This is a genomic window from Pseudomonas sp. Tul2A7 (assembly GCF_054790505.1).
This window is the reverse complement of the sequence record NZ_CP186499.1, coordinates 4397355-4422407: the sequence shown is the minus strand read 5'-3', so window position 1 is coordinate 4422407 and position 25053 is coordinate 4397355. Positions and strand designations below refer to the sequence as shown.

Sequence of the window (25053 nt, the reverse complement as noted above, 5' to 3'; positions counted from 1 at the left end):
TTCCAGTGTTGCAGAACCTTGATTCCGCTTCACCTTCTTAACCAGTGCTAGGCTGTGCCCGACAAGTGCGACGAATAGTATAGAGCGCTCCGAAGGTCGTCAAATCCTTTTTGAAAAAAATTCATTTAATTAAAGGAGTTAGAGGAATTTGCTGACCAAGCGCCTTTGCCCTCACCGCTCGACATGCGAGAATGCGTTCTCATTTTTTCCCCTCTCGATGGTTAATCACGCGCAATGACTGCACAACTAATCGACGGCAAATCGATCGCCGCCAGCCTGCGCCAGCAGATCGCCCAACGAGTTGCCGAGCGTCGCCAGCAAGGCCTGCGCACTCCCGGCCTCGCGGTGATCCTGGTCGGCAGCGATCCTGCCTCTCAGGTTTATGTCTCGCACAAGCGTAAAGACTGTGAAGAGGTCGGCTTCCTCTCTCAAGCCTACGACCTGCCCTCCGACACCACGCAAGACGCGTTGACCGATCTGATCGATCGCCTCAACGACGACCCTGCAATCGACGGCATCCTGCTTCAGTTGCCGCTGCCCGAGCACCTGGACGCCTCCAGACTGCTGGAGCGCATCCGCCCGGACAAAGACGTCGACGGCTTCCATCCTTATAACGTCGGCCGCCTGGCCCAGCGCATTCCGCTGCTGCGTCCATGCACGCCTAAAGGCATCATGACGCTGCTGGAAAGCACCGGCGCTGATCTTTATGGCATGGACGCAGTGGTCGTCGGCGCTTCCAACATCGTCGGTCGCCCGATGGCGATGGAACTGTTGCTGGCCGGCTGCACCGTGACCGTGACCCACCGTTTCACCAAGGATCTGGCCGGCCATGTCGGCCGTGCCGATCTGGTGGTCGTGGCCGCCGGCAAGCCGGGCCTGGTCAAAGGCGAGTGGATCAAGGAAGGCGCGATCGTGATCGACGTCGGCATCAACCGTCAGGACGACGGCAAACTGGTCGGTGACGTTGTCTACGAAACCGCCCTGCCCCGCGCCGGCTGGATCACCCCGGTACCGGGTGGCGTCGGTCCGATGACCCGTGCTTGCCTGCTGGAAAACACTCTTTATGCGGCAGAAACCCTGCACGCGTGAGTGGTACTTTCAGCACTAAGAAAAACCCGCCTCGTGCGGGTTTTTTCATGCCTGAGAAAAAACTGTAACCGTTCGCCGGAAACCCCTCTTTTTACAGGCCTTTTCACGAGATTTTCAGGTCACTCAAACAACCATCGACAGATCTTCAGCCATACTCCTAGAATGCGACGCTTTGAAGAAATAACCCGTTACAAACTAACGGAATATCCAACTTTTATGAGTTCGCCCGCGTGAAAATTCGTCTTTCGATTCTGAGCCTGTTTCTTGCTTTTACAGGCACATTCATCACGCCAACGATCAACGCTGCGGAAACCACCGCTGCCCCACGTGACGCTTCGAGCCTGAAGATCGCCTCCGGCAGCGCCCTGCTCATGGATATGCAGACCAACAAAGTCATCTACTCAAGCAACCCTGACGTGATCGTGCCGATCGCTTCTGTCAGCAAGTTGATGACCGGACTGGTAGTGGTTGAAGCCCGGCAGAACATGGACGAATGGATCAATGTCGATATCAGTAACACACCGGAAATGCGCGGTGTGTTCTCCCGAGTCAAACTCAAGAGTGAACTGCCGCGTCGCGAGATGTTGCTGATCGCCTTGATGTCTTCGGAGAACCGCGCGGCCGCCAGCCTCGCGCACCACTATCCGGGAGGTTACGCGGCCTTCATCGCGGCGATGAACGCCAAGGCCAAGGCACTGGGCATGACCAGTACGCACTTTGTCGAGCCGACCGGCCTGTCGGAGCGTAACGTTTCCACCGCCCGTGACCTGAGCAAGCTGCTGGTGGCCGCGCACAAGTACCCGCTCCTCAGCGAACTGACCACCACCAAGGAAAAAACCGTGTCGTTCCGTAAACCCAATTACACCCTGGGTTTCCGTAACACCGATCACTTGGTCAATAAAGCCGACTGGGACATCAAGATCACTAAAACCGGCTTCACCAACCCCGCCGGGCATTGCCTGGTTCTGGTGACGAAAATGGGCAATCGCCCGGTCGCGTTGGTGATTCTCGACGCGTTTGGCAAGTACACCCATTTTGCCGATGCCAGCCGCATCCGCAGTTGGGTGGAAACCGGCCGAAGCGCCAATGTCCCTGCTGTGGCTCAGCAATACAAGGCGCAGAAAAACCTCAAATCGCGCCAGAGCGGCGTGGTGGAGGCCTCCAAATAACCCGTCGCACAAGAAAAAGCCCCGAACCTTCGGGGCTTTTTTTCATCTGTGAATCAGTCATTGGGCAGCGGCATCTGGTCGTCATCAGGGATGCCATCGCCCGCACTCGGATCCCGCGAAGGCTCCGGGGTCAAGATATTGGGCCGGGCCAACGGATCACGCAGCGGGCTGTCCGGATTGAGCACTGGGTCAACCTCTGGTTCTGGTGTAGTGGGCACGCTATCCGGTTTTTGGTCATCGAAGCTTGAATCGGTACTCATACGCACCTCACATCAAGGTTTCAGATTGGCTAACGGGTCATAAGGCTTGGCCGGCTTCTTGGCATCCTCGCCGGGCTCGACGTCGAGAGGCGCTTTGGCGGGGCCGACAGGATCGACCTGCGGATCATCAAGATCGGGCGAGTCCGGATCGAAACCCAAATCATCTCCCGAGGAATGCTCGGAGGAATGCGGGCCTTTCGCTGCTGGGGAATCTTTCATATCGCCTCCTGATTCACCCGCAAAACACGGGATGTATAAATAGGAGGCTTGCCGGGCGCCGTCGTGCCCGGCAGATGACGAACGGAAAACTCAGTGTGCGGCCAACGCCTTGCGAGCCTGCGCCGCTTCATTTTCCTGACCGGCCTGGGCCAGTTCATCGGCCGCTTTGAGCCAGCGCTGACGGTCAATGGCTGCCGGGATCTGCGACGGTTTCTGAATCAGCACGGCCCAGCCACCGGATTTCTCCAGTGCCGACTCAAAGGAACTGAAACTCATCAGTTCGCGACGGTTCATCCCGGCACGCAGCAAGACCTTCTGTTTGTTGCGGTCGTAGCCGGACAGGATCGCGTAACGCGGCTCGGCCCAGAACGCCGAGCCCTCGCTGAAGCGCACCATCACCGGATAACCCGCCGCCACTTGGGTCAACAGCGCGGGCAAATTGCTGTCCAGCGGATACACCACCATGCCGTACTCGCGGGCAAGGTTTTGCAGATTCTGCTGCAATTTGTCTTCGGCACCCGGCAGGTGCAATGGTTTCTCGAGCAGCCCCGGGGTAATCACGATGCCCTGCTGTGACAACAGGCTGGCCAGCACTTGCGGCCCACTCTGATTGGCTTCGCCGCGATAGAACGTGCCGCTGAGTTCGACCCGTTCCGGCAGACGCTTGACCTCGGGCGCCACAGTGCCTGCACACCCGGCCAACACGGCCGCACAACCCGCCACCAGCAGTGCCGCACGAATTCGAGAAAATACCTGCACCATCGTCACTCTCTGTTCAGACGCCGGTCATCGTGTTCCGGCAACGCCTGCGATCATAGAGCCGCGTCAGGCTGCGGTATAGCCTTAAGCGGCAGACACATCGATTGCATAGAGCAAACTGATTGGTCGCAATCGACCTTTGGTCAATAGTCTGAAACACCCCATTGTCTAGACTGTCACTGAAACAGAGCGAATTGAAAAAGTGTGGGCCCGATGCAGGGCGAAGAGGAGGCACTGATGAGCCTGACCATGACCATCGTAATGTTGATTGCCGGCTGGCTGGCCGTGGCCGCTGCCATGTTGTGGGGGGTGCTGCGGATTTCGCGGCGCCACCATCATCATCCGGTTCAGCCTGCTGCGGTTGCGAAGACCGAGAAGCATCGGGTACACCACGCGGCCGCGCACTAAGGCTGCACGGCAAAGGCAAAAGCCCCTCACCCTAGCCCTCTCCCAGAGGGAGAGGGGACTGACCGGGGTGACTTTCGAGTTACGCCGACCTGAAATACCCAGCCGAACTCAAGTTTGAAAACCACACAGATCGGCTCCCTCTCCCTCGGGAGAGGGCTGGGGTGAGGGGCTGATCTTGCACGGCATAGAAAACCTGAAATGAAAGAAGGCCGCTTGAACTGAGTTCAAGCGGCCTTTTTTTGGCTTATTGGCGGTTACGCCTGCTCAGCCAGCTTCTTCTGCCTCGCCCTGCGAGACATCATGTTCAGCACTTCAATCGCTGCCGAGAATGCCATCGCCGCATACACGTAACCTTTCGGTACATGGGCGCCGAAGCCTTCAGCGATCAAGGTCATACCGATCATGATCAGGAAGCCCAGGGCCAGCATCACCACCGTCGGGTTGTCGTTGATGAACTTGGCCAGCGGCTCAGCAGCAAACAACATCACCAGTACCGACACCACCACCGCGATGATCATGATCGGCAAGTGTTCGGTCATGCCGACCGCGGTAATGATGCTGTCGATCGAGAACACCATGTCGAGCATCAGGATCTGGCCAATAGCGGCAGCGAAACCGAGGGTAACCGTCGAGGTCGCCGACTTCGGATCTTCCGGTGCCGGGTCCATGCTGTGATGGATCTCGGTCGTGGCTTTCCAGACCAGGAACAGACCACCGGCAATCAGGATCATGTCCTTCCAGGAGAACGCCTGACCCAGGATTTCGATCACCGGCGCAGTCAGTTGCACGATGAAGGCGATGGTGCTCAACAGCGCCAGACGCAGGATCAACGCCATGCCGATACCGATGCGGCGCGCCTTCTGCTGATATTGCTTAGGCAGCTTGTTGGTCAGGATCGAGATAAAGATCAGGTTATCGATGCCGAGCACGATTTCCATCACCACCAATGTGGCCAAAGCAACCCAAGCGGTGGGGCTGGCGGCGAGCTGTAACAGATATTCCATGGGTCAGTCCTGACTCTGTGTAAGACGAATTAGATGGTCTTGGAGGAAGATTCGGATTTTTCCGTGTCTTTTTCCGGTACTTCTTTTTTCTCGATCAACCCGCCGGTGGCATCGCTGAGTGCCTGCTCGGCAGCTTTATGCGTGTCGTCAATCGCTTGCTTGGCGCTTTCGGCGGCTTTGCCCATCAGTTGCTGGGCGCTTTTTTCAGCCTGATCGCAACCGGCAAGAAGCAGTAAAGACGTAAACATCAATGCTGGGATTGTGTATTTCATAAGGTTTCCTTCGAATGAACAGACAGGCTCACAGACCGGCCGTCGATGGCTGGGCATTCTAGGGAGATGAACACTTCAGGAAAATTCGTATTTTTAGCGGCTATACTTCGGTTTTCACGAACTGTAGAACGTCATGCTCAATTACCGACAAATGCATTACTTCTGGGTCGTAGCCAAGACCGGCAGCATCGTGCGCGCCTGCGAGCAGCTTAATCTGACCCCACAAACCATCAGCGGGCAAATTTCCCTGCTTGAACAGACTTATGGCATCGAGTTGTTCAGACGGGTCGGCCGGCAACTTGAATTGACCGAAGCCGGGCGACAAGCCCTGCCCTACGCCGAGCAAATGTTTCAACTGGGCGGCGAACTGGAACTGATGCTGCGCGCACAACCCAACGAACAACAGATCCTGTTCCGCGTCGGCGTGGCAGACGTGGTGCCCAAGTCCATTGTTTATCGCCTGATCGCGCCGACCATGGAGTTGAACGAGCCGCTGCGCATCACCTGCCGCGAAGACAAACTCGAGCGTTTGCTCGCCGATCTGGCGATCCAGCGCCTGGATCTGGTGATTTCCGACAGCCCGATGCCCTCGCACCTCGACATCAAGGGCTACAGCCAGAAGCTCGGTGAATGCGGAATCAGCTTCTTCGCCACCCCTGAACTGGCAGCCAGATACGGTCAGGATTTTCCACGCAGCCTGCATGGCGCGCCGCTGTTGATTCCCGGCGCAGAAACCGTGGTGCGCAGTCGCTTGCAGCGCTGGTTTGCCGAGCAGCAGATCCAGCCGCAAATCGTCGGCGAGTTTGATGACAGTGCCTTGATGCAGGCCTTCGGCCAATCCGGCAGCGGGATTTTTATTGGCCCGAGCGTGATTGCCGATGAGGTGAAGCGCCAGTACGGCGTCGAGTTGATTGGCCAGACTGACGCGGTGACCGAGTCGTTCTATGCCATTTCGGTGGAGCGCAAGGTCAAGCACCCCGGCATCGTTGCGATTACCGAAGGTGCCCGACGCGAACTGTTTACTGCGTTATGAGGCCTCGGCGCACATTTCGCGCGGTTTGAGCGTCATCAGCACCATGGCGAGGAACACCGACAGCAAGATGAATCCGGCGGCGGCAAAGCCGAGGAAACCCAGCCCTGCGCTGTCGATGACCCGACCACCCACAATGGCGCCCAGGCCGATCCCCAGATTGGCCCCGGCGATGTTCAACGAAGCGGCAAAGGCCGGCGCTTCCGGCGCGGCTTTCATCAGGCGCACATGGCTGACCAGGAACAACGCGGCCTGAGTCACGCCCCAGATCCCCATCGCCACCGCCAGCCCCAGCGGCGAATGAATGTTCGGCACCAGCGAGACCATGCCGGCAATCATGAATGCACAGAACAACACCGACGCCCCCAGCGGATGCCGGTCTACCGCACGACCACCCAGCGAGTTGCCGATCAGCCCGACCGCGCCGAAGGCCATCAGGCACCAACCGACCACGGTGCCGTTGAAACCGGCGAGGCGCTCAAGAATGTCGGCCAGATAGGTGTAAGCGGTAAACATGCCACTGAACACCAGAATCGACAGCACGATATGGCCGATCATCAACGGGCTGCGCAGGATCTTGAACTGCGAACGGAAGCTGACCTGATGCTGGTGCAGGCTGGTTTTCGGCAGGTAAACAAACAGTAGCAAGGCCTTGGCAAAGGCGATTACCGCCAGAATACCGAAGGCACTGCGCCAGCCGAAGGCGTCGGAAATCAGCGTGCCGACCGGAATGCCAAACACAGTGGCGCAAACAATACCGAAACCGATCTTGGCGATGGCGCGCCCGGCGAAATCCGGGCCGACGATGTCCACGGCGGTCTCGCTGGCCAAGGCCCAGAACACCGGCAGACCGAGCGCCGGAATCAATCGGGCAATCGCCATTACCCAAATATTCGGTGCCAGCGCGGCCACGGTATTGGCCAGGCCAAACATGATCAGGATGCTGATAAACAGTTTGCGTCGCTCGAAGCGGGCGAAATACGCGGTCAGGAAAGGCCCGAACATCGCCACCGTAAAAGCGAACAACGTCACCAGCAACCCGGCCTGCGGGATGGTGACTGCTAGGTCTCGGGCAATCGCCGGCAACAGGCCGACGATAACGAATTCCGTGGTCAGCACCGTGAACCCGGCAGCGGACAACAGAAGAATGGGCAACAGCATGCGCAACTCCAGCAAAACGACGACACCAGCGTTGACCCGGAGGCCCGCTGGCAGAGTTTGAAAATAAGGATGCGCAATCTTAACAGAGTGTGTCCGGGCTGACTTGCACAAACCTGCCGACTTTGTTGCCTGATCCGGTGGCAGATCGTCACATGCCTGAAGGATAAGGCCTACGCTGTGATAAAGTCCGCGCCCTGAAAAACGTACAGCCTGTTCAACGACCGGTTTATTGGCGTTGATGTCGCGTCAACACTTTCGGTTCGTGGCGGTGGTCTGCCCCCTGTTTTGCCATCGCTTTTCGCAACCTTGCACCCTATAAAAAATCAGAGATGCCGCTATGACTGCTTCATCCCCTTCTCTATTGCAACGCCTGAAGAACCTGAGCCTGGTCGCCCAGATCCTCATCGGCCTGATTGCCGGTATCGCCTTGGCGATGTTTGCCCCGGACGTGGCAAAAGACACCGCGTTCATCGGCAAAGTGTTCGTCTCGGCGTTGAAAGCCGTCGCGCCGATCCTGGTGTTCGTGTTGGTGATGGCCTCGATTGCCAACCACAAGCACGGCCAGGAAACCCATATCCGCCCGATCCTGTTCCTCTATCTGCTGGGCACCTTCGCCGCGGCAGTGGTGGCCGTGATCGCCAGCATGGCGTTCCCTTCGCATCTGGTGCTGTCCACCGAAAACGTCGCGGTTACCGCGCCGGGTGGCATTGCCGAAGTGTTGCAGAGCCTGTTGCTGAGCGTCGTGGATAACCCGGTGAATGCACTGATCAACGCCAACTTCATTGGCATTCTGGCGTGGGCAATCGGCATGGGCGTCGCGATTCGCCATGCTGGTGACACCACCCGCGAAGTGCTGGGGGATCTGTCCAACGGCGTGACCTTGATCGTGCGCGTAGTGATTCGCTTTGCACCGCTGGGTATTTTCGGTCTGGTCGCTTCGACGCTGGCCACCTCCGGTTTCGGCGCATTGATCGGTTACGCACACCTGCTGGCCGTGCTGCTCGGCTGCATGCTGTTCGTGGCGCTGGTGATGAACCCGCTGATCGTGTTCTGGAAGCTGCGTCGCAACCCGTACCCGCTGACCCTCAAGTGCCTGCGTGAAAGCGGCATCACCGCGTTCTTCACTCGCAGTTCGGCGGCGAACATTCCGGTGAATCTGGAGTTGAGCAAACGTCTGGGTCTGCATGAAGACACCTATTCGGTGTCGATCCCACTGGGTGCGACCATCAACATGGCCGGTGCGGCGATCACCATTACCGTGTTGACGCTGGCGGCCGTGCACACATTGGGTATTGCCGTGGACATTCCGACGGCGATTCTGCTGAGTGTTGTCGCCGCGATTTGTGCCTGTGGCGCTTCGGGTGTGGCCGGTGGTTCGTTGCTGTTGATTCCGTTGGCGTGCAGCCTGTTTGGCATTCCGAGCGAAATTGCCATGCAGGTGGTGGCGGTCGGTTTCATTATTGGTGTGTTGCAGGATTCGGCAGAGACGGCGCTGAACTCGTCGACTGATGTGCTGTTTACCGCTGCGGCGTGTCTGGGTGAAGAAGCGAAAGCCCAGCGCACTGCGTAACAATTGCTGCAATGAAAAGCCCGCCGAGGTGTGAACCCGGGCGGGCTTTTTTGTGGCTGAGATTTTTCCCCCTCACCCCAACCCTCTCCCCCCAAGGGGGGCGAGGGGGAAAGGGGGCAGACCGAGTGTTGTTCAAAACCTGAGTTCGACTTGATAGATCAGGTCGGCGTATCTCGAACCAACAACGCGATCAGTCCCCTCTCCCTCCGGGAGAGGGCTAGGGTGAGGGGCTTCTGGCTGTTTAGAACGCGCCCATGTAATCACGTTTGCCCACTTCCACGCCGTTATGACGCAGCAGCGCATAGGTGGTAGTGACGTGGAAGAAAAACTGCGGCAAGCCATAAGTCAGCAAGTAAGACTGACCGCTGAAGCGCTTCTCTTTCGGCGTGCCCGGACGGGTTACGATTTCGATGCCTTCCTTGCCATCGATCTGCTCTGGCTTGATCTCGCCGATGAAGGCCAGAACCTTGGCGATCAGCGCTTGCAGCTCGGCGAAGGTGGTTTCTGTGTCGTCGTATTTCGGCAGCTCAACTTCAGCCAGACGTGCCGAAACACCTTTGGCGAAGTCGACGGCGATCTGCACCTGGCGGGTCAGCGGGAACATGTCCGGGAACAGACGGGCCTGCAGAAACGCGTTCGGATCGATGTTTTTCTCGGTGGCGTGGGCTTCAGCCTTTTTCAGCACATCGCTCAAAGCGTTGAGCATTTGTTGAAAAACCGGGACGGATGCGGCGTACAGGGAAATGGTCATGGCAGTCTCGTGTAGTGGCTGGGTGGAACAAGGAGGCGATTATAGCCATGCTTGATGACCACACGGCTTGCCTTTTGTTTGGCAAGGATTAGGCTAGGCGCCTTCGACTGCAGAGGGAACGCGCGATGACCACAGAACCAGAATCCACCTTCGACGAGCCACGGCTCAACGCCACGGAAATCCGCATCCTCGGCTCGTTGATCGAGAAACAGGCCACCAGCCCGGAAACCTATCCGCTGACGCTCAATGCGCTGGTCACGGCCTGCAATCAGAAAACCAGCCGCGAACCGGTGATGAACCTGACCCAGGGCCAGGTCGGCCAGAGTTTGCGGGCGCTGGAAGGTCGCGGTTTCGCCAAACTGGTGATGGGCAGTCGCGCCGACCGCTGGGAGCACAAGGTCGACAAGGCGCTGGAACTGGTGCCGGCGCAGGTGATTCTCAGCGGATTGATGTTTCTGCGCGGCCCGCAGACCGTCAATGAGCTGCTGACCCGCAGTGGGCGCATGCATGAATTTGAAGATACCGAGCAAGTGGTGCATCAGCTTGAGCGCTTGATCGCGCGCGGGCTGGCGGTGTTGATTCCGCGCCAGGCCGGGCAACGTGAAGATCGTTATACCCACGCGCTGGGTGATCCGGCGGATATCGAGGCGATCATGGCGGCACGGCAGAATCCGTCGGATCGCGGAGCAAGCAGTGGCGTTTCGGTTGAGCGCATCGAAGAGCTCGAAGCGCGAATCGCCGCGCTGGAAGAACGCCTGGCCCGCCTCGAATAATCACCCCTGAACCAATGTAGGAGTGAGCCTGCTCGCGATAGCGGTGTGTCAGTCACATCATGTTTGGATGACACACCGCTGTCGCGAGCAGGCTCACTCCTACAAGGGATCTGCGTGTTATTCACCATTCCAGTAGTCCACACCATCCGCCTGCCGCGCCACCGCGACAAAACCTGAGGCATTGCCCTCGGCATCCACCTTGAAGTTATCCATCACCGCATATTTGTTCGAATCCGGGTATTCGCAGATTTCCGGCTGTTGCTGGGTGCTCACCGCCAGATAACGCAGTTCGGCCTGGCTGGTGTTGATGATCTGATGCGCCTTCTCCGGCCCACCCGGCGGACAGGCGATCACATCACCTTCGCGAATCGGAAAACGCTCGGCGCCGAGACGCACCTCACCCTCCCCGGCCACCACGTAGAACATTTCTTCGTTGACCCGATGACTGTGAAACGGGCTGCCACGCATGCCCGGCGGCAAGGCGTACAAGCGATAACCGAGTTTTTGCGAACCCAATTGCTGACCGACGCGGGCCATGCGCTGCTGATAGCGGCCGGCGGTTTCGCCTTCCGGGGCCAGGGCTTCGGGCAGGGATTCGAGTTCGACCTGATGCAGGTTGAGGATGGGCGGGTGCATGGGAGCCTCGGTCACGGTTTTTGTGGTGGGCAAGTCTGGGCTTGCTGGGGAGGCAGTATAGGCAATCGAAGTTTGAAACCGAGTCGCGGCCTTCGCGAGCAAGCTCGCTCCCACAGGGGAACGCATTCCAATGTGGGAGCGAGCTTGCTCGCGAAGAGGTCCGCCAGATCAACACAAAACCAAAGAATCAGCTCCGCGCAAACGCCACCGCCGCCGCAAACTGCTCTTCATTCGGGCGCACGCCGGTGTACAGGACAAACTGCTCCAGTGCCTGAATCGCTATCACCTCAAGCCCGGTAATCACCCGCTTGCCCTCGGCCCGACCTCGCACGATCAACGGTGTCTCCGACGGAATCGCCACCACATCAAATACCGTCTCAGCCGCAGCAATAACTTGAGGCTCAAACGCCAACTGCCCCGCCTCCGGCCCGCCATCCATGCCCACTGGTGTCACATTGATCAGCATCTGCGGGCGTTCCTCGCCCAGTTCCGCCTGCCAGCGATAACCCAGCGAATCCGCTAACGCACGCCCTGCCCGCTCATTGCGCGCAACGATCAAACCGTTTTTATAACCACCGTCACGCAGGGCGCTGGCCACCGCTTTGGCCATGCCGCCGCTGCCTCGCAGGGCGAAGGTCGAATCCTTGGGCACCGCGTGGGTTTCCAGCAACTGCGCGACGGCAATGTAATCGGTGTTGTAAGCCTTCAGATGGCCGTCGGTATTGACGATGGTGTTGATCGACTGGATCGCTGCCGCCGATGCATCCAGCTCATCGACCAGCGCGATACAGGCTTCCTTGAATGGCATCGACACGCCGCAACCGCGAATGCCCAAAGCGCGAATTCCGCCCACGGCGCCTGTCAAATCCTGGCTGCTGAACGCCTTGTAATAGAAATTCAGGCCCAACTGCTCATACAAATGGTTATGAAAACGCAGACCGAAATTGCCTGGGCGCCCTGACAGGGACATGCACAGCTGAGTGTCTTTGTTCGGGTTCATCTGCATGAAACTTCTCCTTCAAACGCACTTTCGGATAGACGGGATTAGCCAGGCCATCGGGTTCTGAACGATCATAAAGGCCTGTTTTAAACGTGTTCCGTGGCCCTTGCACGGCCCGGTAAAGAAGCCGGTACAGACCTTACACAAAATTTACCCAGCGGCTGTGCTGATTTTCAGAATTTCGCTGTCTTAGAAGTATCCCCGCGACAACTGTGGGCCTGGTGCAGGCCCTCCGCCGGGTCGAAGAACCGAGGACTTATCATGATTCGTAAACTCCCCATTCTGGCCTTGCTGATTGGCGCACTCGCTGTCACAGGTCAGGCAGAAGCCGGTGGTGGCCACGGCTGGCAAGGCCCTGCGGTGTTTGGCGCGATCGTCGGCTCGGCCATCATCGGCTCGGCACTGATCAACCAGGATCGGCCGGTGTATGTGCAACAACAGCCGGTTTATGTTCAACCGCAACCGGTCTACGTGCAGCAGCCACCACCACCGGTCTACTACCAGCCGGCGCCGGTGTATGTGCAACAGCCGGTTTACATCCAACAGGCCCCCGTCTACTACGGCCCGCCTCGCGGTTATTACGGTCGACCACATGGCTACTATGGCGGTCCACGCTGGTAACCAAAAAACAGAGCCCCGCTTTTATAGCGGGGCTTTTTTATGACCGTTGGTCGGCGAGCGTCTGAAAAAATCTCGCCAAGGTCGCTGTGAGGACAGTTTTACCGGCTAAAGTCGGCATGATTGACTCGACCGTTATGTAGATTTCCACAAAACGGTCACTTATTTGTCATGACGGAACCGCAATCTGAATCCGTCCGTAAACAACAGGTTGATAACAACAAGGACGACTGTATGCCAACACAAAACCCGCACCGCATCGTCGGCCTGTGCACCTCAAGCAAGGTGTACAGCGCGCTGACCGAACTCAAGCACCTGGAAGGCCATCGCTGCGCCAAGTTTCTTTCGCTGCTGGCGGAGAATCTGGTGCACAAAGGTTTGCTCAACGAACGCGAAGTCATGCACATGCTCGATCAAGTGGTCGATTGAGCCAGCCCTCAACGGCGTCAATGACTACTATCGAAAGCGTTGATTGTCCGTAGAAGCGGCGAATCTCTAAGGTAGCTCCATTGTTAGATGGAGGTACTCGTCATGGCTCAGGTTCAAATCATGTCCGTTATCGGCAGCGCCGTTCCCGCCTCGCTCAGAGCCTCGGGCTTGCTCGCCTGCTGGTATCTGATGCGCGACGGTGAAGCGATCAGCGGCCCGCTCACTTCGCTGCCCGCTGCGCAGGCACTGTCGCAGAAGATCGTCAGCGAGCCTTTCCACGCTTAAGGCAGTTGCACCTTGGGCTTGGTCTCGGCGAACAACGCCCAGCTCGACATGAACAGCGCCGCGATCAACGGCCCGATCACAAAGCCGTTGAGGCCGAAAACTGCCAGACCGCCAAGGGTCGAAATCAGAATCATGTAATCGGGCATTTTGGTGTCCTTGCCCACCAGAATCGGTCGCATCACGTTGTCCACCAACCCGATCACAAACACCCCGAACAAGCCCAGAACCACGCCTTGCCAGATCATCCCGCTGAGCAGGAAATACACCGCGACCGGCGCCCAGACAATCCCCGCGCCCACTGCTGGCAGCAACGACAAAAACCCCATCAAGACCGCCCAGAGCAATGCGCTGGGGATGTCGAGAAACCAGAAAATCGCTCCGCCCAGCGCGCCTTGAGTCACCGCGACTACGAGATTGCCCTTCACCGTCGCCCGTACCACGCGGTTGAACTTCAACTGCAAGCGCCGCTTGTGGCCTTCCTCCAGTGGCACGGCGGTGCGCACTTTGCGCGCCAGTTCGGCGCCGTCGCGCAAGAAGAAAAACAGCAAGTACAGCATGATGAAAAAACTCACCACGAACTCGAATGTGCCCTGGCCGAAACTGAACGCCTGACTGGCCAGCACCTGGCTGCCCTGCATCGCCGATTTGACGATTTTCTCGCGCAGGCCATTGAGTTCGCCCATGCCGAAACGGTCGAGCAAGTGCTGAAAGTATGGCGGCAAGCTGTGCTTGAACTGCGCCAGATACGCGGCAATGTCCAGCTCGCCGCTTTCGATGTTCTTGTAGACCGCCGCGCCTTCCTGAACCAGCAGCACACTGAGGATGATCACCGGCAGAATCGCGATCACCAGGCAGATCGACAAGGTACACAGCGACGTCAGGTTGCGCTGCCAGCCGAATTTCGCCTGCAGCCGGCGTTGCATCGGCGCAAATACAATGCCGAGAATCACCGCCCAGAACACCGCGCCGTAGAACGGCAAGAGGATCCAGATAAACGCCACCGTGACCAGCAACAGCAGCACGGTGAGGGATTTGAATTGAAGGCTTTTTTCGTTCATGTCCGATCCATGTCAGTCAGGCGTCATGCACGCCCCGATGCTTAGTCAACCGGGGCCTGCACGAGTGCCATCTTTATTCATGGAGCATAGATCCAGATCAACAAATCCCCACCGCATCTGACTTACCCTGCCGCGCTTTGCGACCGACACCGCCATGACCTCTATCCTCGCCGCCCCCGAACTGCTCGCTCCCGCCGGCACCCTGAAAAACATGCGTTACGCCTTCGCTTACGGCGCCGATGCGGTCTACGCCGGCCAGCCGCGTTATAGCCTGCGGGTGCGCAACAACGAGTTCGATCACGCCAACCTGGCGTTGGGCATTCGTGAAGCCCAGGCGCAGGGCAAGCGCTTCTACGTGGTGGTCAACATCGCCCCGCACAACGCCAAACTGAAGACCTTTCTCAAGGATCTGGCGCCGGTCATCGAAATGGCGCCGAATGCGCTGATCATGTCCGACCCGGGGCTGATCATGCTGGTACGCCGGCATTTCCCGCAGATGCCGATCCACCTTTCCGTGCAGGCGAACACGGTGAACTGGGCGAGCGTCGAGTTCTGGCAGCAACAGGGTCTGAGCCGAATCATCCTGTCGCGAGAATTGTCGCTGGAGGAAATCGGCGAAATCCGCGAACAGGTGCCGGGCATGGAGCTGGAAGTGTTCGTCCACGGCGCATTGTGCATGGCCTATTCCGGGCGCTGTCTGCTGTCGGGTTACATGAACAAACGCGACGCCAATCAGGGCAGTTGCACCAACGCCTGTCGCTGGAAATACTCGGCGCAAGAGGCCACGGAAAACCAGCTCGGCGAGATCGTCCAGACTTTCCAGCCCGAGCCGACCCTGGGTCTGGGCGCGCCCACCGATCAGGTGTTCCTGCTGCAGGAAGCCAATCGCCCCGACGAGTTGATGCCGGCGTTCGAGGACGAACACGGCACCTACATCATGAACGCCAAGGACCTGCGCGCGGTGCAGCATGTCGAGCGCCTGACGCGCATGGGCGTGCATTCCTTGAAGATCGAGGGGCGGACCAAATCGCACTTCTATTGCGCACGCACTACCCAGGTGTATCGCCGGGCAATTGATGATGCGGTGGCCGGGCGTGAGTTCGATCGCAGTCTGATGACCGATCTGGAGTCACTGGCGCAGCGTGGCTACACCGAGGGTTTCCTGCGTCGGCATGTGCATGACGAGTATCAGAATTATCAGAATGGAAGTTCGGTGTCGGAGCGTCAGCAGTTTGTTGGCGAGCTGACTGGGGAGCGGCGTGAGGGGCTGGCTGAGGTCAAGGTGAAGAATCGCTTTGCACGGGGTGATCATCTGGAATTGATGACGCCCATGGGCAATTTTCATTTTTATTTGCGTGAGTTGCAGAGCCTCAAGGGTGAGGCGATCGAGGTGGCGCCGGGGGATGGGCATACGGTTTATATGCCGATTCCGGAGGTTGTGGATTTGCGGTTCGGGTTGTTGATGCGGGATATCGGTGTTGCCTGAAATGGCCCCCTCACCCTAGCCCTCTCCCAGAGGGAGAGGGAACCGATTGGGGGATATTGGAGAAATCCACCGACTTGAAAGCACGCCAGTGAATCCAAAATCGGCTTTTCTGACCAAGCACACTGGACTTGGTTGAATCCATAATCGACTCGGTCGTTCAGCTTGGCTGAATCCATAATCGACTCGATTGTTCAGGTCGGCGTATCACCCGAGACACCGCGGTCGGCCCCCTCTCCCTCCGGGAGAGGGCTGGGGTGAGGGTAGCTTCTCCTACGCAACAAACTCCTCCCGCAACATCGCTACAAACGCCTCCCGCGCCGGATGCACCCCAGCGTTTTCATGCCAGTAAAACAAATTGTCGACGGCGGTCAATTCAGGAAACTCATAGCCCACACACCCAGCCCCTTTCGCGTACTGCTCAAACACGCCCTTGGGCACCAGCGCCACCCCCGCTCCGGCACTCACACAACCGACAATCGCGCCATAACTGGCGAGACTGACGATCGGCAGCGACAACCCCTGACGCAACAGCCAATGCTCCAGCGCCGCCCGATACGGACAGCCTTGCGGCCACATGAACACGGTTTTGTCCTGCAGGTCATCGATGCCGCGCACTGGCCCGAACGACGTCGATGCAATCAGCAGCAATTCTTCGCGATACATCGGCGTGCGCCTGAGCTGCGAACGTTCGACATCCACCGCGACAATCGCGCCATCGAGGCGGTGGCTGACGGTGTCGTCGAGCAACTGCGCCCAAGTGCCGGTGGTGAGTTCCAGCGCGACCTGCGGGTAGCGCTTGTGAAACTTTGCCAGCAAGCGCGGCAAGCGCCCGGTCGCCGAAGATTCGATCGCGCCAATGCGCAACGGCCCGGACGGTTCGGACGAAGGATCAACCGCGCGTTTGGCCTCGGCGGTCAGCGCCAGAATCTTTTCCGCATAGGCGAGAAACGTCTGCCCCGCCGGACTGATGCGCAACCCGCGTCCCTCACGCAGAAACAGCGCAACGCCCAGTTCCGCCTCGAGCGCCTTGATTCGCGCAGTGATGTTCGACGGCACGCAGAACAGCTTTTCCGCCGCCCGCGCAATGCTGCCGAGCTCGGCTACGGTCTTGAACATACGGATCTGCGCCAGCTCCATACTCATCACTCTGAGTGAACATTCTGCGCAGTATAAGTCAGTTGTGGCGAATGATTGGCGACCCGGATACTCGGCGCATCGACACCACCGAGCGCCTGATCATGCCGCACCCTTCCCCGTTGAAAATCCTCTTGGCGATGGTCTTCGTCGTTGCTTGCTGGGCCTACTCGCCGACCGGTATTCACATCGGCCTGCAAGCCTACGACCCCGGACATCTGGCGTTGCTGCGGTTTCTGTTGGCGTCGTTGTTCATGGCGCTGATCGCCGTGTTTAAAGGCATTCGCCTGCCGCACTGGCGCGATGTGCCGCTGTTGTTTGCCTTGGGTTTCTTCGCCGTGAGCCTGCATCACGTGGCATTGAACATCGGCCAGCAAAGCGTCAGCGCCGGCGCTTCCAGCGTGTTGGCGCAATCGAGCCCGTTATTCAGCACATTGCTGGCGCGGTTCTTGTTCAAGGATCGGGTCAGCGCCTGGCGTTGGGGCTGTGTGTTACTCGGTTTTGTCGGCGTGGTGATTGTGGTCAGCGGCGATAAGGGCTTGGGCGCTATCGATGTGCATGCACTGCTGATCCTGTTGGCGGCGGTTTCATGGAGCGTTTACTTCGCTCTGCAAAAACACCACGCGCGGCGTTACGACGGTTTCAGTCTGGCGTGTTACGCGGTGTGGTCGGGGACGTTGATGCTGCTGGTTTATCTGCCGGGGCTGAGTGACGCCGTGATAAATGCGCCGTTGCGGGTGCAGTGGGCGGTGTTGGCATTGGGCGTATTTCCCAGTGCGCTGGCTTATCTGGCGTGGGGCTTTGTGCTCAAGCATGTGGATTTGAGCCGGGCGACGATGACGTTGTATTTGATACCGCTGACGGCGATGGGGATTGCTTCGTTTGGTTTGGGCGAGCGACCGACGTTGCAGGTGCTGGTGGGGTCGGTGGTGGTGTTGATCAGTGTGTTGGCGTTGAATCTGGAGCGGCAGATTGGTCTGGTCAGGACAGCCCGGATCTGATCTGAAATCTGTTTTGAAGCGTATGCCGTCTTCGCGAGCAGGCTCGCTCCCACAGGGAAATGCGTTCCAATGTGGGAGCGAGCCTGCTCGCGAAGGGGCCAGCACAGACAACGCATTAATCAAATGCCAATCACCGATCAGCGCCGATCATCCGACAACGGCGTCGGCTCATCCGCGGGCGGCACATCCTCATCATCAGCCGCCGGATCCTGCCAGTCCTCCGGCCGATCAGCATCGCTCAACGGATCACGCCCCGGGTTCATCCCCGGCGGTGCATCGTGATCGGCCAGTGTCGGCTCATCGGTACCTGGCATCGGCCGGGTTGGGTCGGTGGGCAGCACACCGCCCTGAAACAGCAAATCATTAGCCATGACACACCTCACTCAGGAGGTCCGGAATACCCGGGCCGTACAACTTGGAATCAGGCCTGTGTACCGCGTGCTATCGAACAGACCAACGGCGCTCAACCCTGCGCGGAAAAGCGGTCGCGGCTGTTGGTCAGGTGCAGCCACATTGCAGCACGCGCGGCGTCCGCATCCTGACGCTTGATCGCGTTCAGAATCGCCTCATGTTCCAAGTGGGCCAGTTGCCCGAGCTTGCTCAGATCCGCCGCACCGCGTTCAGCAGCATTGATCCGGTTACGTGGAATCATCGCACTGCCCAGGTGTTGCATGATTTCGCTGAAGCAGACGTTGCCGGTGGCTTCGGCGATCAGCAGATGAAAGCGTCGATCGGCCTCGACGCAACTGTCGTTGTTATCGAGCAGACGTTGATAGTCGTCGAGCGCCTGACGCATTTGCAGCAATTGCTGCTCGGTACGCCGTTGCGCCGCCAGCGCCGCCGCTTGGGTTTCCAGGCCCAGACGCAGTTCGAGAATGCTGCGCACACCGAGTGCGGTATCGACATTCAGGCGCAAGCCCTGCTCCGGCGCACGCTCGATGACAAACGTGCCGATGCCGTGCCGGGTCTCCACCAACCCGGAGGCCTGCAATTTGGAAATCGCCTCGCGCACCACCGTACGGCTGACACCGTGCTCCTGAACGATGGAATTCTCCGACGGCAGTTTGTCGCCGGGCGACAGCTGACCAAGAAGAATGCTCTGGGTGAGTTTCTCCACCAGATCATGGGCGAGGTTGTGCGCACGTTTGCGAGCGGGAGCGTCGAGGTCTTCTTGCATGGTCGGTTCCGGTGATCGGGGCTTGCCGATCGTAGCATTGCGAGGCTGGCTGACGGGATTGATTCTAACGGCTCAACTTGTATGACAACATTCAAATAAATCGGAAGAAATCAGGACATCTTGGAGATTACTCGTGCGCAGCCGGGGAAATTTATCGTGACCCTAAAGGTGAAAAACCCAATAAACGCTAGGATAAAATACCAAAAAGCATAAGAAACCGGCCTTCCAGATAAAATTAATCGGCACTTCCCACTTGTAGGACAAAAAATCTCAGTTGTATGATGTCTAGCAACAACGCAGCACCTGCCCTACCCCCGCATAAAAATAATCAGTGGGAGAAAACCAAGTGAAAACCTCCGTCTCCGGGATGAACGAGGGCGTCGATTCGACACTCGCATCAGCCATCTCGAAAGTGAAACGCCACGTCCTGCCGCTCTTCGTGATCATGTTCATCGTCAATTACATTGACCGGGTGAACATCGGTTTCGTCCGCACCCACATGGAACACGACTTGGGCATTGGTGCCGCCGCTTATGGCTTCGGCGCTGGTCTGTTCTTCATCGGTTACGCGCTGTTCGAAGTCCCGTCAAACATGCTCCTGCAGAAAGTCGGCGCACGCATCTGGCTGACCCGCATCATGTTCACCTGGGGCCTGGTTGCCGCCGGCATGGCGTTCATCCAGAACGAAACCCACTTCTATGTCTTGCGCTTTTTGCTCGGCGTTGCCGAGGCCGGGTTCTTTCCCGGGGTGATCTACTACTTCACCCGCTGGCTGCCCGGCGCCGAACGCGGCAAGGCGATTGCGATCTTCCTCAGCGGCTCCGCCGTGGCCTCGTTGATCTCCGGCCCGTTGTCCGGCCTGCTTCTGCAAATCAACGGGCTGGGCATGCACGGCTGGCAATGGATGTACTTCATTGAAGGGATGTTTTCCGTGTGCCTGTGCGTGTTCGTCTGGTTCTGGCTCGACGCCAAACCCCACGACGCGAAATGGCTGAGCCGCGCCGAACAGGACGCACTGGTCAACGCCATCGACGCTGAACAGAAGGCCCGCGAAGCCGCGACGCCGATCCGGCCATCGATGGGCAAACTGCTCAAGGATCGCCAGATCATTCTGTTCTGCCTGATCTACTTCTTCATTCAATTGACCATCTACGCGGCAACCTTCTGGCTGCCGAGCATCATCAAGAAAATGGGCGAGATGAGCGACTTCCAGGTCGGCCTGTTCAACTCGATTCCGTGGTTGCTGTCGATCATCGGCATGTACGCCTTCGCCTCGTTCTCGGCCAAGTGGAAGCACCAGCAGGCGTGGGTCGCCACCGCCCTGTTGATTGCCGCAGCGGGGATGTTCATGTCCACCACCGGCGGGCCGATCTTTGCTTTCGTTGCGATCTGTTTTGCCGCGCTGGGTTTCAAATCCGCGTCGTCGCTGTTCTGGCCGATTCCGCAGGCGTATCTGGATGCCCGCATTGCCGCTGCGGTGATCGCGTTGATCAACTCGGTGGGCAACCTTGGCGGCTTCGTCGCGCCGACCACGTTCGGCCTGCTCGAAGAACACACCGGCTCGATTCAGGGCGGCCTCTATGGCCTGGCCGCGACCTCGATCATTGCCGCAATCATCGTCTTCTTCGCGCGCACCACACCGAAACCTGCTGCTGAAATTCCCGTGGCCGATGCCGCGCCAAAGCACGCCTGACGTCCATTTTTAAAGATTGCGTATTAAAAGGATAAGAACATGACCGCACACGACACCGCCAAAGCCCCGATCATCACCGACATGCAAGTCATCCCGGTGGCCGGCCATGACGGCATGCTGCTCAATCTGAGTGGCGCCCACGGGCCGTTTTTCACCCGCAACATCGTCATTCTCAAAGACAACGCCGGCCACACCGGCGTCGGTGAAGTGCCCGGTGGCGAGCGTATTCGCCAGACCCTGGAAGACGCGCGCAGCCTCGTGGTCGGCAGCCCGATCGGCACCTGGCAGAAGATCCTCAATCAAGTGCGCCAGACCTTCGCTGACCGCGATGCCGGCGGCCGTGGCCTACAGACTTTTGACCTGCGCATCACCATTCACGCCGTGACCGGACTTGAAGCCGCGCTGCTCGATCTGCTCGGTCAGCATCTCGATGTACCGGTGGCGGCGCTGCTCGGCGAAGGTCAGCAACGCGATGAAGTGAAGATGCTCGGTTATCTGTTTTACGTTGGCGATCAGCGCGAAACCGACCTCGCCTATCGCAGCGAACCGGATGCCGACAGTGACTGGTTCCGCGTGCGTCACGAGAAGGCCATGACCGCCGAAGCCGTGGTGCGCCTCGCCGAAGCGGCCCATGCGAAATACGGTTTCAAGGACTTCAAACTCAAGGGCGGCGTGCTCAGCGGTGATGCCGAAATCGAAGCCGTCACAGCGCTGGCCGAACGCTTTCCCGAGGCGCGGATTACCCTCGATCCGAACGGCGCGTGGTCATTGAAAGAAGCCATTCGCTTGTGCCGCGATCAGCATCAGGTGCTCGCCTATGCCGAAGACCCATGCGGCGCGGAAAACGGTTATTCCGGCCGCGAAGTGATGGCTGAGTTCCGCCGTGCCACCGGGCTGAAAACCGCCACCAATATGATCGCCACTGACTGGCGCGAAATGGGTCATGCGATCCAGTTGCAGTCGGTGGATATTCCACTGGCCGACCCGCACTTCTGGACCATGCAGGGTTCGGTGCGCGTGGCGCAGATGTGCCATGAGTGGGGCCTGACCTGGGGTTCGCATTCCAACAACCACTTCGACATCTCGCTGGCGATGTTCACCCATGTCGCTGCGGCCGCACCGGGCGAGATCACCGCGATCGATACCCACTGGATCTGGCAGGACGGCCAACGTTTGACCAAGGCGCCGCTGCAAATTGTCGACGGTCTGGTGCAGGTGCCGAAGAAGCCGGGACTGGGTGTCGAGCTGGATATGGATCAGGTGGCCAAGGCTCATGAACTGTATAAAGGCATGGGCCTCGGCGCGCGGGATGACAGCGTGGCGATGCAGTTTCTGATTCCCGGGTGGAAATTCGATAACAAGCGGCCGTGTCTGGTGCGCTGAACCTGACCTCCAATCCACCACGGTCCCTGTAGGAGTGAGCCTGCTCGCGATAGCGATGTGTCAGTTGATGTGAGTGTTGACTGACACCCCGCTATCGCGAGCAGGCTCACTCCTACAAGGGTTTTGTATTAACCAGGGAGTTGCAGCAGCCAGGTTTTGAACGCTGTCATGGCCGCCGTTTCAGGTCGCGACTGCAACCGCGTCAACCAATAACTCCCCGTCGTAATCTCAATCGCAAACGGCTGACAAATCGCCTCCGCCGCCAGTTGCCGGGCGAACATCAGCGGCGGCGCCAACGCCACCCCGCAGCCCTGCAACGCCGCCTCCATCATCGCCAACGATGAATCGAAAACAATGCTCTGCGGCGGCGCTGCATGGGTTGCCAACCCGGCAGCCTGAAACCACTCCGGCCATTCATCGGTGCGATAGGAACGCAGCAAGGTCTGTTGCAGCAAATCCCCCGGCGAATGCAATTGCCGAGCGATTTCCGGCACGCACAACACCGACAGCGGCGCATCGAGCAAACGCGTCGCCTCGATGCCATGCCACGCGCCAGCACCGAAGCGGATCGCATAATCCAACCCTTCTGCCGCGACATCGACGCGATTGTTGTTCGTCGACAGCCGCAAATCTATGAGCGGATGTTTCGCCCGGAAGTCCGCCAGCCTCGGCAACAGCCAACCCACGGCGAAGGTACCGACCGCGCCGACCGTCAACATTTCCCGGTACTGTCCACCGGCGAGGCGTTCGAGAATCTGCGCGATGTGATCGAACGAGGTGCTCAGCACCGGCAACAAAGTTTCGCCTTCACTGGTCAGCATCAGCCCACGGGGCAGGCGTTTGAAGAGCGTGACGTTGAGTTGCGCTTCCAGGCTTTTGACCTGATGGCTGACAGCAGCCTGGGTGACGCACAGCTCCACGGCCGCGCGAGTGAAGCTCAAATGGCGCGCGGAGGCTTCAAAGGCGCGCAGTGCATTCAGCGGCAATTGCGGTCGAATCATGCCCAGTCCCAAATTTTTCTAATGGCTCGTGCGAGTTTTCGTCGTTTGTCGATTGGCGCCGCGCTGACTAGATTGGCGGCGCTGATCAGTCGCCCAACTAGATAATCGCCCGCAGTGTAGCGGGATAACTTCATCAACACTCATGGAGAGTGGTTCATTCATGTCATCCATTCAATCGAGCAAAGTCATTTCCTGCGCCGCTTTCGGTCTGTTTTTTGGCGCTACATCCTGCCTCGCCGCCGCGCCCGACGCTGCGCAGCTGCAAGCATTGGTCAACGACGCTGTAACGCCCGTGATGCAACAACAGAACATTCCCGGCCTGAGCGTGGCACTGACCATCAACGGTCAGCCGCATTACTTTAACTACGGCGTCGCCAACAAAGACACCGGGCAAACAGTCAGCAAAAACACCCTGTTCGAAATCGGCTCGGTGAGCAAAACCTTCACCGCCACCCTCGCCGGTTACGCCCAAGCGACCGGCAACCTGGACCTGTCGACCAAGGCCAGTCAGCTCTGGCCTGAATTGAAAGGCAGTGCCTTCGACAACATCAGCGTGGTGCAACTGGGCACCTACAGTGCCGGCGGTTTGCCGCTGCAATTCCCGGCGCAATGGGATTCGTCTGACAAGATGCTCGGCTATTTCCAACAGTGGAAACCGGTGTATCCGGCAGGCAGCCATCGCCAGTACTCCAACCCGAGTTTGGGTTTGTTCGGTTATCTGGCCGCGAAAAGCCTGGGCCAGCCTTTCGATCAGGCAATGACGCAAACCCTGCTGCCGAAACTCGGTTTGCAGCACACCTACCTCAGCGTGCCTGCCGCGCAAATGGGCCTGTATGCGCAGGGCTATGACAAGAACGGCAAACCTGTGCGCGTCACGCCCGGCGCGCTGGACGCACAAGCCTATGGCGTGAAAACCAGCGCGGTGGACATGCTGCGTTACGTACAGGCCAACCTGAAACCTGAAACGCTTGAAGCGTCCCTGCAAAAAACCATCGCCAACACCCACACCGGTTACTACACCGTCGGCGACATGACCCAAGGTCTGGGTTGGGAAATGTACCGCTATCCGATCAGCCTCGATCGCTTGCTGGCGGGCAACTCGACGGGAATGGTCATGGAGGCGCACAAGGTGCAGTGGCTGAACCCGCCGCAATCGCAACCGCATGACGTGCTGATCAACAAGACTGGCTCTACCGGTGGTTTCGGGACTTACGTGGCGTTTGTGCCGAGCCAAGACATTGGCATCGTGATCATGGCCAACAAGAACTTCCCGATTCCTGAGCGGGTGAAGATCGCCCACAAAATCCTCAGCGCTGTCGCTGACTGAAAATCAAAAGATCGCAGCCTGCGGCAGCTCCTGCAAGATCGGGTTTTCACTCGGTCGATGTAGGAGCTGCCGCAGGCTGCGATCTTTTGTCTTTAAAGCTGCGCCTGCAACTTCCAGCCGATGACATCCATCAAGTCGCAACTGTCACGCAACGGAATAGCCATCACCCGGGCGAAATCCTGTAGCAGCAAGGCGTCGTGGCCCTTGCCGTCCCCCAGCGCCAAGGTTTCCATCAACTGCGTCACACAGCGCAAACGGTAAGCCGCCGTGCCATGCAGCACATCCACCGGTGCTTCGCGGTCGATCAGCAGGCAGGGAATGGTGCAGTCGATGCCGGTTATGGGTATGTATCGAGCCATG

At 58.6% G+C, this 25053-nt stretch carries 29 protein-coding genes; 14 read left to right on the top strand and 15 right to left on the bottom strand.

Features of this window, described 5'->3' with window-relative positions:
* Positions 1-234 precede the first annotated feature (234 nt).
* Positions 235-1089, top strand: coding sequence for a bifunctional methylenetetrahydrofolate dehydrogenase/methenyltetrahydrofolate cyclohydrolase FolD (folD, locus tag ACOYXJ_RS19925; protein ID WP_007917331.1), 855 nt, complete (start codon positions 235-237; stop codon positions 1087-1089).
* A gap of 230 nt (positions 1090-1319) precedes the next feature.
* A complete protein-coding gene (gene pbpG / locus ACOYXJ_RS19920; protein ID WP_150793560.1) occupies positions 1320-2258 on the top strand; it encodes a D-alanyl-D-alanine endopeptidase in 939 nt (312 codons plus the stop codon).
* A gap of 53 nt (positions 2259-2311) precedes the next feature.
* Here pbpG and ACOYXJ_RS19915 read toward each other — a convergent pair whose 3' ends face one another.
* The 3 genes from ACOYXJ_RS19915 to ACOYXJ_RS19905 form a co-directional block, all read right to left on the bottom strand.
* The gene (locus tag ACOYXJ_RS19915) at positions 2312-2518 is read right to left on the bottom strand and encodes a hypothetical protein (RefSeq protein ID WP_150793559.1); all 207 of its coding nucleotides are present in this window, start codon (positions 2516-2518) and stop codon (positions 2312-2314) included.
* 12 nt (positions 2519-2530) lie between these two features.
* Entirely contained in the window at positions 2531-2737 is a 207-nt protein-coding gene (locus tag ACOYXJ_RS19910) for a DUF6021 family protein (protein WP_034154676.1), read from the bottom strand.
* A gap of 90 nt (positions 2738-2827) precedes the next feature.
* On the bottom strand, positions 2828-3499 hold the full coding sequence (locus ACOYXJ_RS19905) for a peptidase C39 family protein (RefSeq protein WP_095123380.1): 672 nt from the start codon (positions 3497-3499) through the stop codon (positions 2828-2830).
* A gap of 234 nt (positions 3500-3733) precedes the next feature.
* Here ACOYXJ_RS19905 and ACOYXJ_RS19900 point away from each other — a divergent pair, with 234 nt between their 5' ends.
* Positions 3734-3904 (top strand): hypothetical protein, encoded by a 171-nt coding sequence (locus ACOYXJ_RS19900; RefSeq protein ID WP_460371155.1) that lies wholly within the window; start codon positions 3734-3736, stop codon positions 3902-3904.
* 254 nt (positions 3905-4158) lie between these two features.
* Here ACOYXJ_RS19900 and ACOYXJ_RS19895 read toward each other — a convergent pair whose 3' ends face one another.
* Together ACOYXJ_RS19895 and ACOYXJ_RS19890 are read right to left on the bottom strand one after the other, a co-directional pair.
* Positions 4159-4908, bottom strand: coding sequence for a TerC family protein (locus ACOYXJ_RS19895; RefSeq protein ID WP_007917342.1), 750 nt, complete (start codon positions 4906-4908; stop codon positions 4159-4161).
* Between the two features lie 29 nt (positions 4909-4937).
* On the bottom strand, positions 4938-5180 hold the full coding sequence (locus ACOYXJ_RS19890; RefSeq protein ID WP_095123384.1) for a hypothetical protein: 243 nt from the start codon (positions 5178-5180) through the stop codon (positions 4938-4940).
* A 133-nt stretch (positions 5181-5313) separates the two neighbouring features.
* Between ACOYXJ_RS19890 and nhaR the strand changes: the two genes are divergently transcribed.
* Positions 5314-6213: a transcriptional activator NhaR gene (gene nhaR, locus ACOYXJ_RS19885; protein ID WP_460371154.1), complete on the top strand. Its 900-nt coding sequence runs from the start codon at positions 5314-5316 to the stop codon at positions 6211-6213.
* On the opposite strand, the gene ACOYXJ_RS19880 is transcribed toward nhaR, so the two are convergent.
* Positions 6208-7371 carry an MFS transporter gene (locus tag ACOYXJ_RS19880; protein ID WP_150731483.1) on the bottom strand — a complete coding sequence of 388 codons (1164 nt, stop codon included), beginning with the start codon at positions 7369-7371 and terminating at the stop codon, positions 6208-6210. The two genes, nhaR and ACOYXJ_RS19880, sit on opposite strands and share 6 nt — an antisense overlap.
* A 337-nt stretch (positions 7372-7708) precedes the next feature.
* Between ACOYXJ_RS19880 and sstT the strand changes: the two genes are divergently transcribed.
* Positions 7709-8941 carry a serine/threonine transporter SstT gene (gene sstT / locus ACOYXJ_RS19875; protein ID WP_110719312.1) on the top strand — a complete coding sequence of 411 codons (1233 nt, stop codon included), beginning with the start codon at positions 7709-7711 and terminating at the stop codon, positions 8939-8941.
* Between the two features lie 241 nt (positions 8942-9182).
* On the opposite strand, the gene ACOYXJ_RS19870 is transcribed toward sstT, so the two are convergent.
* A complete protein-coding gene (locus ACOYXJ_RS19870) occupies positions 9183-9692 on the bottom strand; it encodes a DUF1993 domain-containing protein (RefSeq protein WP_102901659.1) in 510 nt (169 codons plus the stop codon).
* A gap of 125 nt (positions 9693-9817) precedes the next feature.
* Here ACOYXJ_RS19870 and ACOYXJ_RS19865 point away from each other — a divergent pair, with 125 nt between their 5' ends.
* Complete coding sequence (locus ACOYXJ_RS19865) at positions 9818-10465, top strand: YceH family protein (protein ID WP_110719311.1); 648 nt, start codon at positions 9818-9820, stop codon at positions 10463-10465.
* Positions 10466-10582: 117 nt separating this feature from the next.
* Here ACOYXJ_RS19865 and ACOYXJ_RS19860 read toward each other — a convergent pair whose 3' ends face one another.
* Positions 10583-11101 (bottom strand): cupin domain-containing protein, encoded by a 519-nt coding sequence (locus ACOYXJ_RS19860; RefSeq protein WP_460371153.1) that lies wholly within the window; start codon positions 11099-11101, stop codon positions 10583-10585.
* Positions 11102-11288: 187 nt separating this feature from the next.
* Positions 11289-12107 carry a shikimate 5-dehydrogenase gene (locus ACOYXJ_RS19855; protein WP_460371152.1) on the bottom strand — a complete coding sequence of 273 codons (819 nt, stop codon included), beginning with the start codon at positions 12105-12107 and terminating at the stop codon, positions 11289-11291.
* Positions 12108-12362: 255 nt separating this feature from the next.
* On the opposite strand from ACOYXJ_RS19855, the gene ACOYXJ_RS19850 reads away from it, so the two are divergent.
* The 3 genes from ACOYXJ_RS19850 (at position 12363) to ACOYXJ_RS19840 (ending at position 13433) form a co-directional block, all read left to right on the top strand.
* Positions 12363-12722, top strand: coding sequence for a hypothetical protein (locus tag ACOYXJ_RS19850; RefSeq protein ID WP_007917357.1), 360 nt, complete (start codon positions 12363-12365; stop codon positions 12720-12722).
* Between the two features lie 231 nt (positions 12723-12953).
* Positions 12954-13148, top strand: coding sequence for a hypothetical protein (locus ACOYXJ_RS19845; RefSeq protein ID WP_016984641.1), 195 nt, complete (start codon positions 12954-12956; stop codon positions 13146-13148).
* A 102-nt stretch (positions 13149-13250) separates the two neighbouring features.
* Positions 13251-13433, top strand: a complete 183-nt coding sequence (locus ACOYXJ_RS19840; RefSeq protein WP_007917359.1) for a hypothetical protein — start codon at positions 13251-13253, stop codon at positions 13431-13433.
* Here ACOYXJ_RS19840 and ACOYXJ_RS19835 read toward each other — a convergent pair.
* On the bottom strand, positions 13430-14491 hold the full coding sequence (locus tag ACOYXJ_RS19835) for an AI-2E family transporter (protein ID WP_110719308.1): 1062 nt from the start codon (positions 14489-14491) through the stop codon (positions 13430-13432). The two genes, ACOYXJ_RS19840 and ACOYXJ_RS19835, sit on opposite strands and share 4 nt — an antisense overlap.
* A 154-nt stretch (positions 14492-14645) precedes the next feature.
* On the opposite strand from ACOYXJ_RS19835, the gene trhP reads away from it, so the two are divergent.
* Positions 14646-15977, top strand: coding sequence for a prephenate-dependent tRNA uridine(34) hydroxylase TrhP (trhP, locus tag ACOYXJ_RS19830; protein ID WP_460371151.1), 1332 nt, complete (start codon positions 14646-14648; stop codon positions 15975-15977).
* 270 nt (positions 15978-16247) lie between these two features.
* Here the strand turns inward: trhP and ACOYXJ_RS19825 are convergent, their stop codons facing one another.
* Positions 16248-17114: a LysR family transcriptional regulator gene (locus ACOYXJ_RS19825; protein ID WP_460372988.1), complete on the bottom strand. Its 867-nt coding sequence runs from the start codon at positions 17112-17114 to the stop codon at positions 16248-16250.
* A gap of 50 nt (positions 17115-17164) precedes the next feature.
* Between ACOYXJ_RS19825 and ACOYXJ_RS19820 the strand changes: the two genes are divergently transcribed.
* Positions 17165-18112, top strand: a complete 948-nt coding sequence (locus tag ACOYXJ_RS19820) for a DMT family transporter (RefSeq protein WP_460371150.1) — start codon at positions 17165-17167, stop codon at positions 18110-18112.
* A 137-nt stretch (positions 18113-18249) separates the two neighbouring features.
* Here ACOYXJ_RS19820 and ACOYXJ_RS19815 read toward each other — a convergent pair whose 3' ends face one another.
* Together ACOYXJ_RS19815 and ACOYXJ_RS19810 are read right to left on the bottom strand one after the other, a co-directional pair.
* Entirely contained in the window at positions 18250-18483 is a 234-nt protein-coding gene (locus ACOYXJ_RS19815) for a hypothetical protein (RefSeq protein ID WP_457465011.1), read from the bottom strand.
* A gap of 92 nt (positions 18484-18575) precedes the next feature.
* Positions 18576-19289: a FadR/GntR family transcriptional regulator gene (locus tag ACOYXJ_RS19810; protein WP_095121179.1), complete on the bottom strand. Its 714-nt coding sequence runs from the start codon at positions 19287-19289 to the stop codon at positions 18576-18578.
* Between the two features lie 346 nt (positions 19290-19635).
* Here ACOYXJ_RS19810 and ACOYXJ_RS19805 point away from each other — a divergent pair, with 346 nt between their 5' ends.
* On the top strand, positions 19636-20982 hold the full coding sequence (locus tag ACOYXJ_RS19805; RefSeq protein WP_460371149.1) for an MFS transporter: 1347 nt from the start codon (positions 19636-19638) through the stop codon (positions 20980-20982).
* A gap of 39 nt (positions 20983-21021) precedes the next feature.
* The gene (gene gudD, locus ACOYXJ_RS19800; RefSeq protein WP_460371148.1) at positions 21022-22365 is read left to right on the top strand and encodes a glucarate dehydratase; all 1344 of its coding nucleotides are present in this window, start codon (positions 21022-21024) and stop codon (positions 22363-22365) included.
* Positions 22366-22493: 128 nt separating this feature from the next.
* Here gudD and ACOYXJ_RS19795 read toward each other — a convergent pair whose 3' ends face one another.
* Positions 22494-23366 (bottom strand): LysR family transcriptional regulator, encoded by an 873-nt coding sequence (locus tag ACOYXJ_RS19795; protein WP_150793549.1) that lies wholly within the window; start codon positions 23364-23366, stop codon positions 22494-22496.
* Between the two features lie 160 nt (positions 23367-23526).
* Here ACOYXJ_RS19795 and ampC point away from each other — a divergent pair, with 160 nt between their 5' ends.
* Positions 23527-24693 carry a class C beta-lactamase gene (gene ampC, locus ACOYXJ_RS19790; RefSeq protein WP_460371147.1) on the top strand — a complete coding sequence of 389 codons (1167 nt, stop codon included), beginning with the start codon at positions 23527-23529 and terminating at the stop codon, positions 24691-24693.
* 92 nt (positions 24694-24785) lie between these two features.
* Here the strand turns inward: ampC and ACOYXJ_RS19785 are convergent, their stop codons facing one another.
* Complete coding sequence (locus ACOYXJ_RS19785; RefSeq protein WP_016984652.1) at positions 24786-25052, bottom strand: hypothetical protein; 267 nt, start codon at positions 25050-25052, stop codon at positions 24786-24788.
* Position 25053: the final 1 nt, after the last annotated feature.

What these genes read in the sequence shown, in the direction of transcription:
- ACOYXJ_RS19910 (WP_034154676.1), bottom strand. Translation starts at nt 2,737, where the DNA reads ATGAAAGATTCCCCAGCAGCGAAAGGCCCGCATTCCTCCGAGCATTCC.
- ACOYXJ_RS19820 (WP_460371150.1), top strand. Translation starts at nt 17,165, where the DNA reads ATGATTGGCGACCCGGATACTCGGCGCATCGACACCACCGAGCGCCTG.
- ACOYXJ_RS19840 (WP_007917359.1), top strand. Translation starts at nt 13,251, where the DNA reads ATGGCTCAGGTTCAAATCATGTCCGTTATCGGCAGCGCCGTTCCCGCC.
- trhP (WP_460371151.1), top strand. Translation starts at nt 14,646, where the DNA reads ATGACCTCTATCCTCGCCGCCCCCGAACTGCTCGCTCCCGCCGGCACC.
- ACOYXJ_RS19880 (WP_150731483.1), bottom strand. Translation starts at nt 7,371, where the DNA reads ATGCTGTTGCCCATTCTTCTGTTGTCCGCTGCCGGGTTCACGGTGCTG.
- ACOYXJ_RS19905 (WP_095123380.1), bottom strand. Translation starts at nt 3,499, where the DNA reads ATGGTGCAGGTATTTTCTCGAATTCGTGCGGCACTGCTGGTGGCGGGT.
- folD (WP_007917331.1), top strand. Translation starts at nt 235, where the DNA reads ATGACTGCACAACTAATCGACGGCAAATCGATCGCCGCCAGCCTGCGC.
- ACOYXJ_RS19825 (WP_460372988.1), bottom strand. Translation starts at nt 17,114, where the DNA reads ATGGAGCTGGCGCAGATCCGTATGTTCAAGACCGTAGCCGAGCTCGGC.
- ACOYXJ_RS19865 (WP_110719311.1), top strand. Translation starts at nt 9,818, where the DNA reads ATGACCACAGAACCAGAATCCACCTTCGACGAGCCACGGCTCAACGCC.
- ACOYXJ_RS19835 (WP_110719308.1), bottom strand. Translation starts at nt 14,491, where the DNA reads ATGAACGAAAAAAGCCTTCAATTCAAATCCCTCACCGTGCTGCTGTTG.
- ampC (WP_460371147.1), top strand. Translation starts at nt 23,527, where the DNA reads ATGTCATCCATTCAATCGAGCAAAGTCATTTCCTGCGCCGCTTTCGGT.
- ACOYXJ_RS19855 (WP_460371152.1), bottom strand. Translation starts at nt 12,107, where the DNA reads ATGCAGATGAACCCGAACAAAGACACTCAGCTGTGCATGTCCCTGTCA.
- ACOYXJ_RS19870 (WP_102901659.1), bottom strand. Translation starts at nt 9,692, where the DNA reads ATGACCATTTCCCTGTACGCCGCATCCGTCCCGGTTTTTCAACAAATG.
- gudD (WP_460371148.1), top strand. Translation starts at nt 21,022, where the DNA reads ATGACCGCACACGACACCGCCAAAGCCCCGATCATCACCGACATGCAA.
- ACOYXJ_RS19850 (WP_007917357.1), top strand. Translation starts at nt 12,363, where the DNA reads ATGATTCGTAAACTCCCCATTCTGGCCTTGCTGATTGGCGCACTCGCT.
- nhaR (WP_460371154.1), top strand. Translation starts at nt 5,314, where the DNA reads ATGCTCAATTACCGACAAATGCATTACTTCTGGGTCGTAGCCAAGACC.
- ACOYXJ_RS19860 (WP_460371153.1), bottom strand. Translation starts at nt 11,101, where the DNA reads ATGCACCCGCCCATCCTCAACCTGCATCAGGTCGAACTCGAATCCCTG.
- ACOYXJ_RS19890 (WP_095123384.1), bottom strand. Translation starts at nt 5,180, where the DNA reads ATGAAATACACAATCCCAGCATTGATGTTTACGTCTTTACTGCTTCTT.
- ACOYXJ_RS19895 (WP_007917342.1), bottom strand. Translation starts at nt 4,908, where the DNA reads ATGGAATATCTGTTACAGCTCGCCGCCAGCCCCACCGCTTGGGTTGCT.
- ACOYXJ_RS19815 (WP_457465011.1), bottom strand. Translation starts at nt 18,483, where the DNA reads ATGGCTAATGATTTGCTGTTTCAGGGCGGTGTGCTGCCCACCGACCCA.
- ACOYXJ_RS19795 (WP_150793549.1), bottom strand. Translation starts at nt 23,366, where the DNA reads ATGATTCGACCGCAATTGCCGCTGAATGCACTGCGCGCCTTTGAAGCC.
- ACOYXJ_RS19845 (WP_016984641.1), top strand. Translation starts at nt 12,954, where the DNA reads ATGCCAACACAAAACCCGCACCGCATCGTCGGCCTGTGCACCTCAAGC.
- sstT (WP_110719312.1), top strand. Translation starts at nt 7,709, where the DNA reads ATGACTGCTTCATCCCCTTCTCTATTGCAACGCCTGAAGAACCTGAGC.
- ACOYXJ_RS19785 (WP_016984652.1), bottom strand. Translation starts at nt 25,052, where the DNA reads ATGGCTCGATACATACCCATAACCGGCATCGACTGCACCATTCCCTGC.
- ACOYXJ_RS19915 (WP_150793559.1), bottom strand. Translation starts at nt 2,518, where the DNA reads ATGAGTACCGATTCAAGCTTCGATGACCAAAAACCGGATAGCGTGCCC.
- ACOYXJ_RS19900 (WP_460371155.1), top strand. Translation starts at nt 3,734, where the DNA reads ATGAGCCTGACCATGACCATCGTAATGTTGATTGCCGGCTGGCTGGCC.
- ACOYXJ_RS19810 (WP_095121179.1), bottom strand. Translation starts at nt 19,289, where the DNA reads ATGCAAGAAGACCTCGACGCTCCCGCTCGCAAACGTGCGCACAACCTC.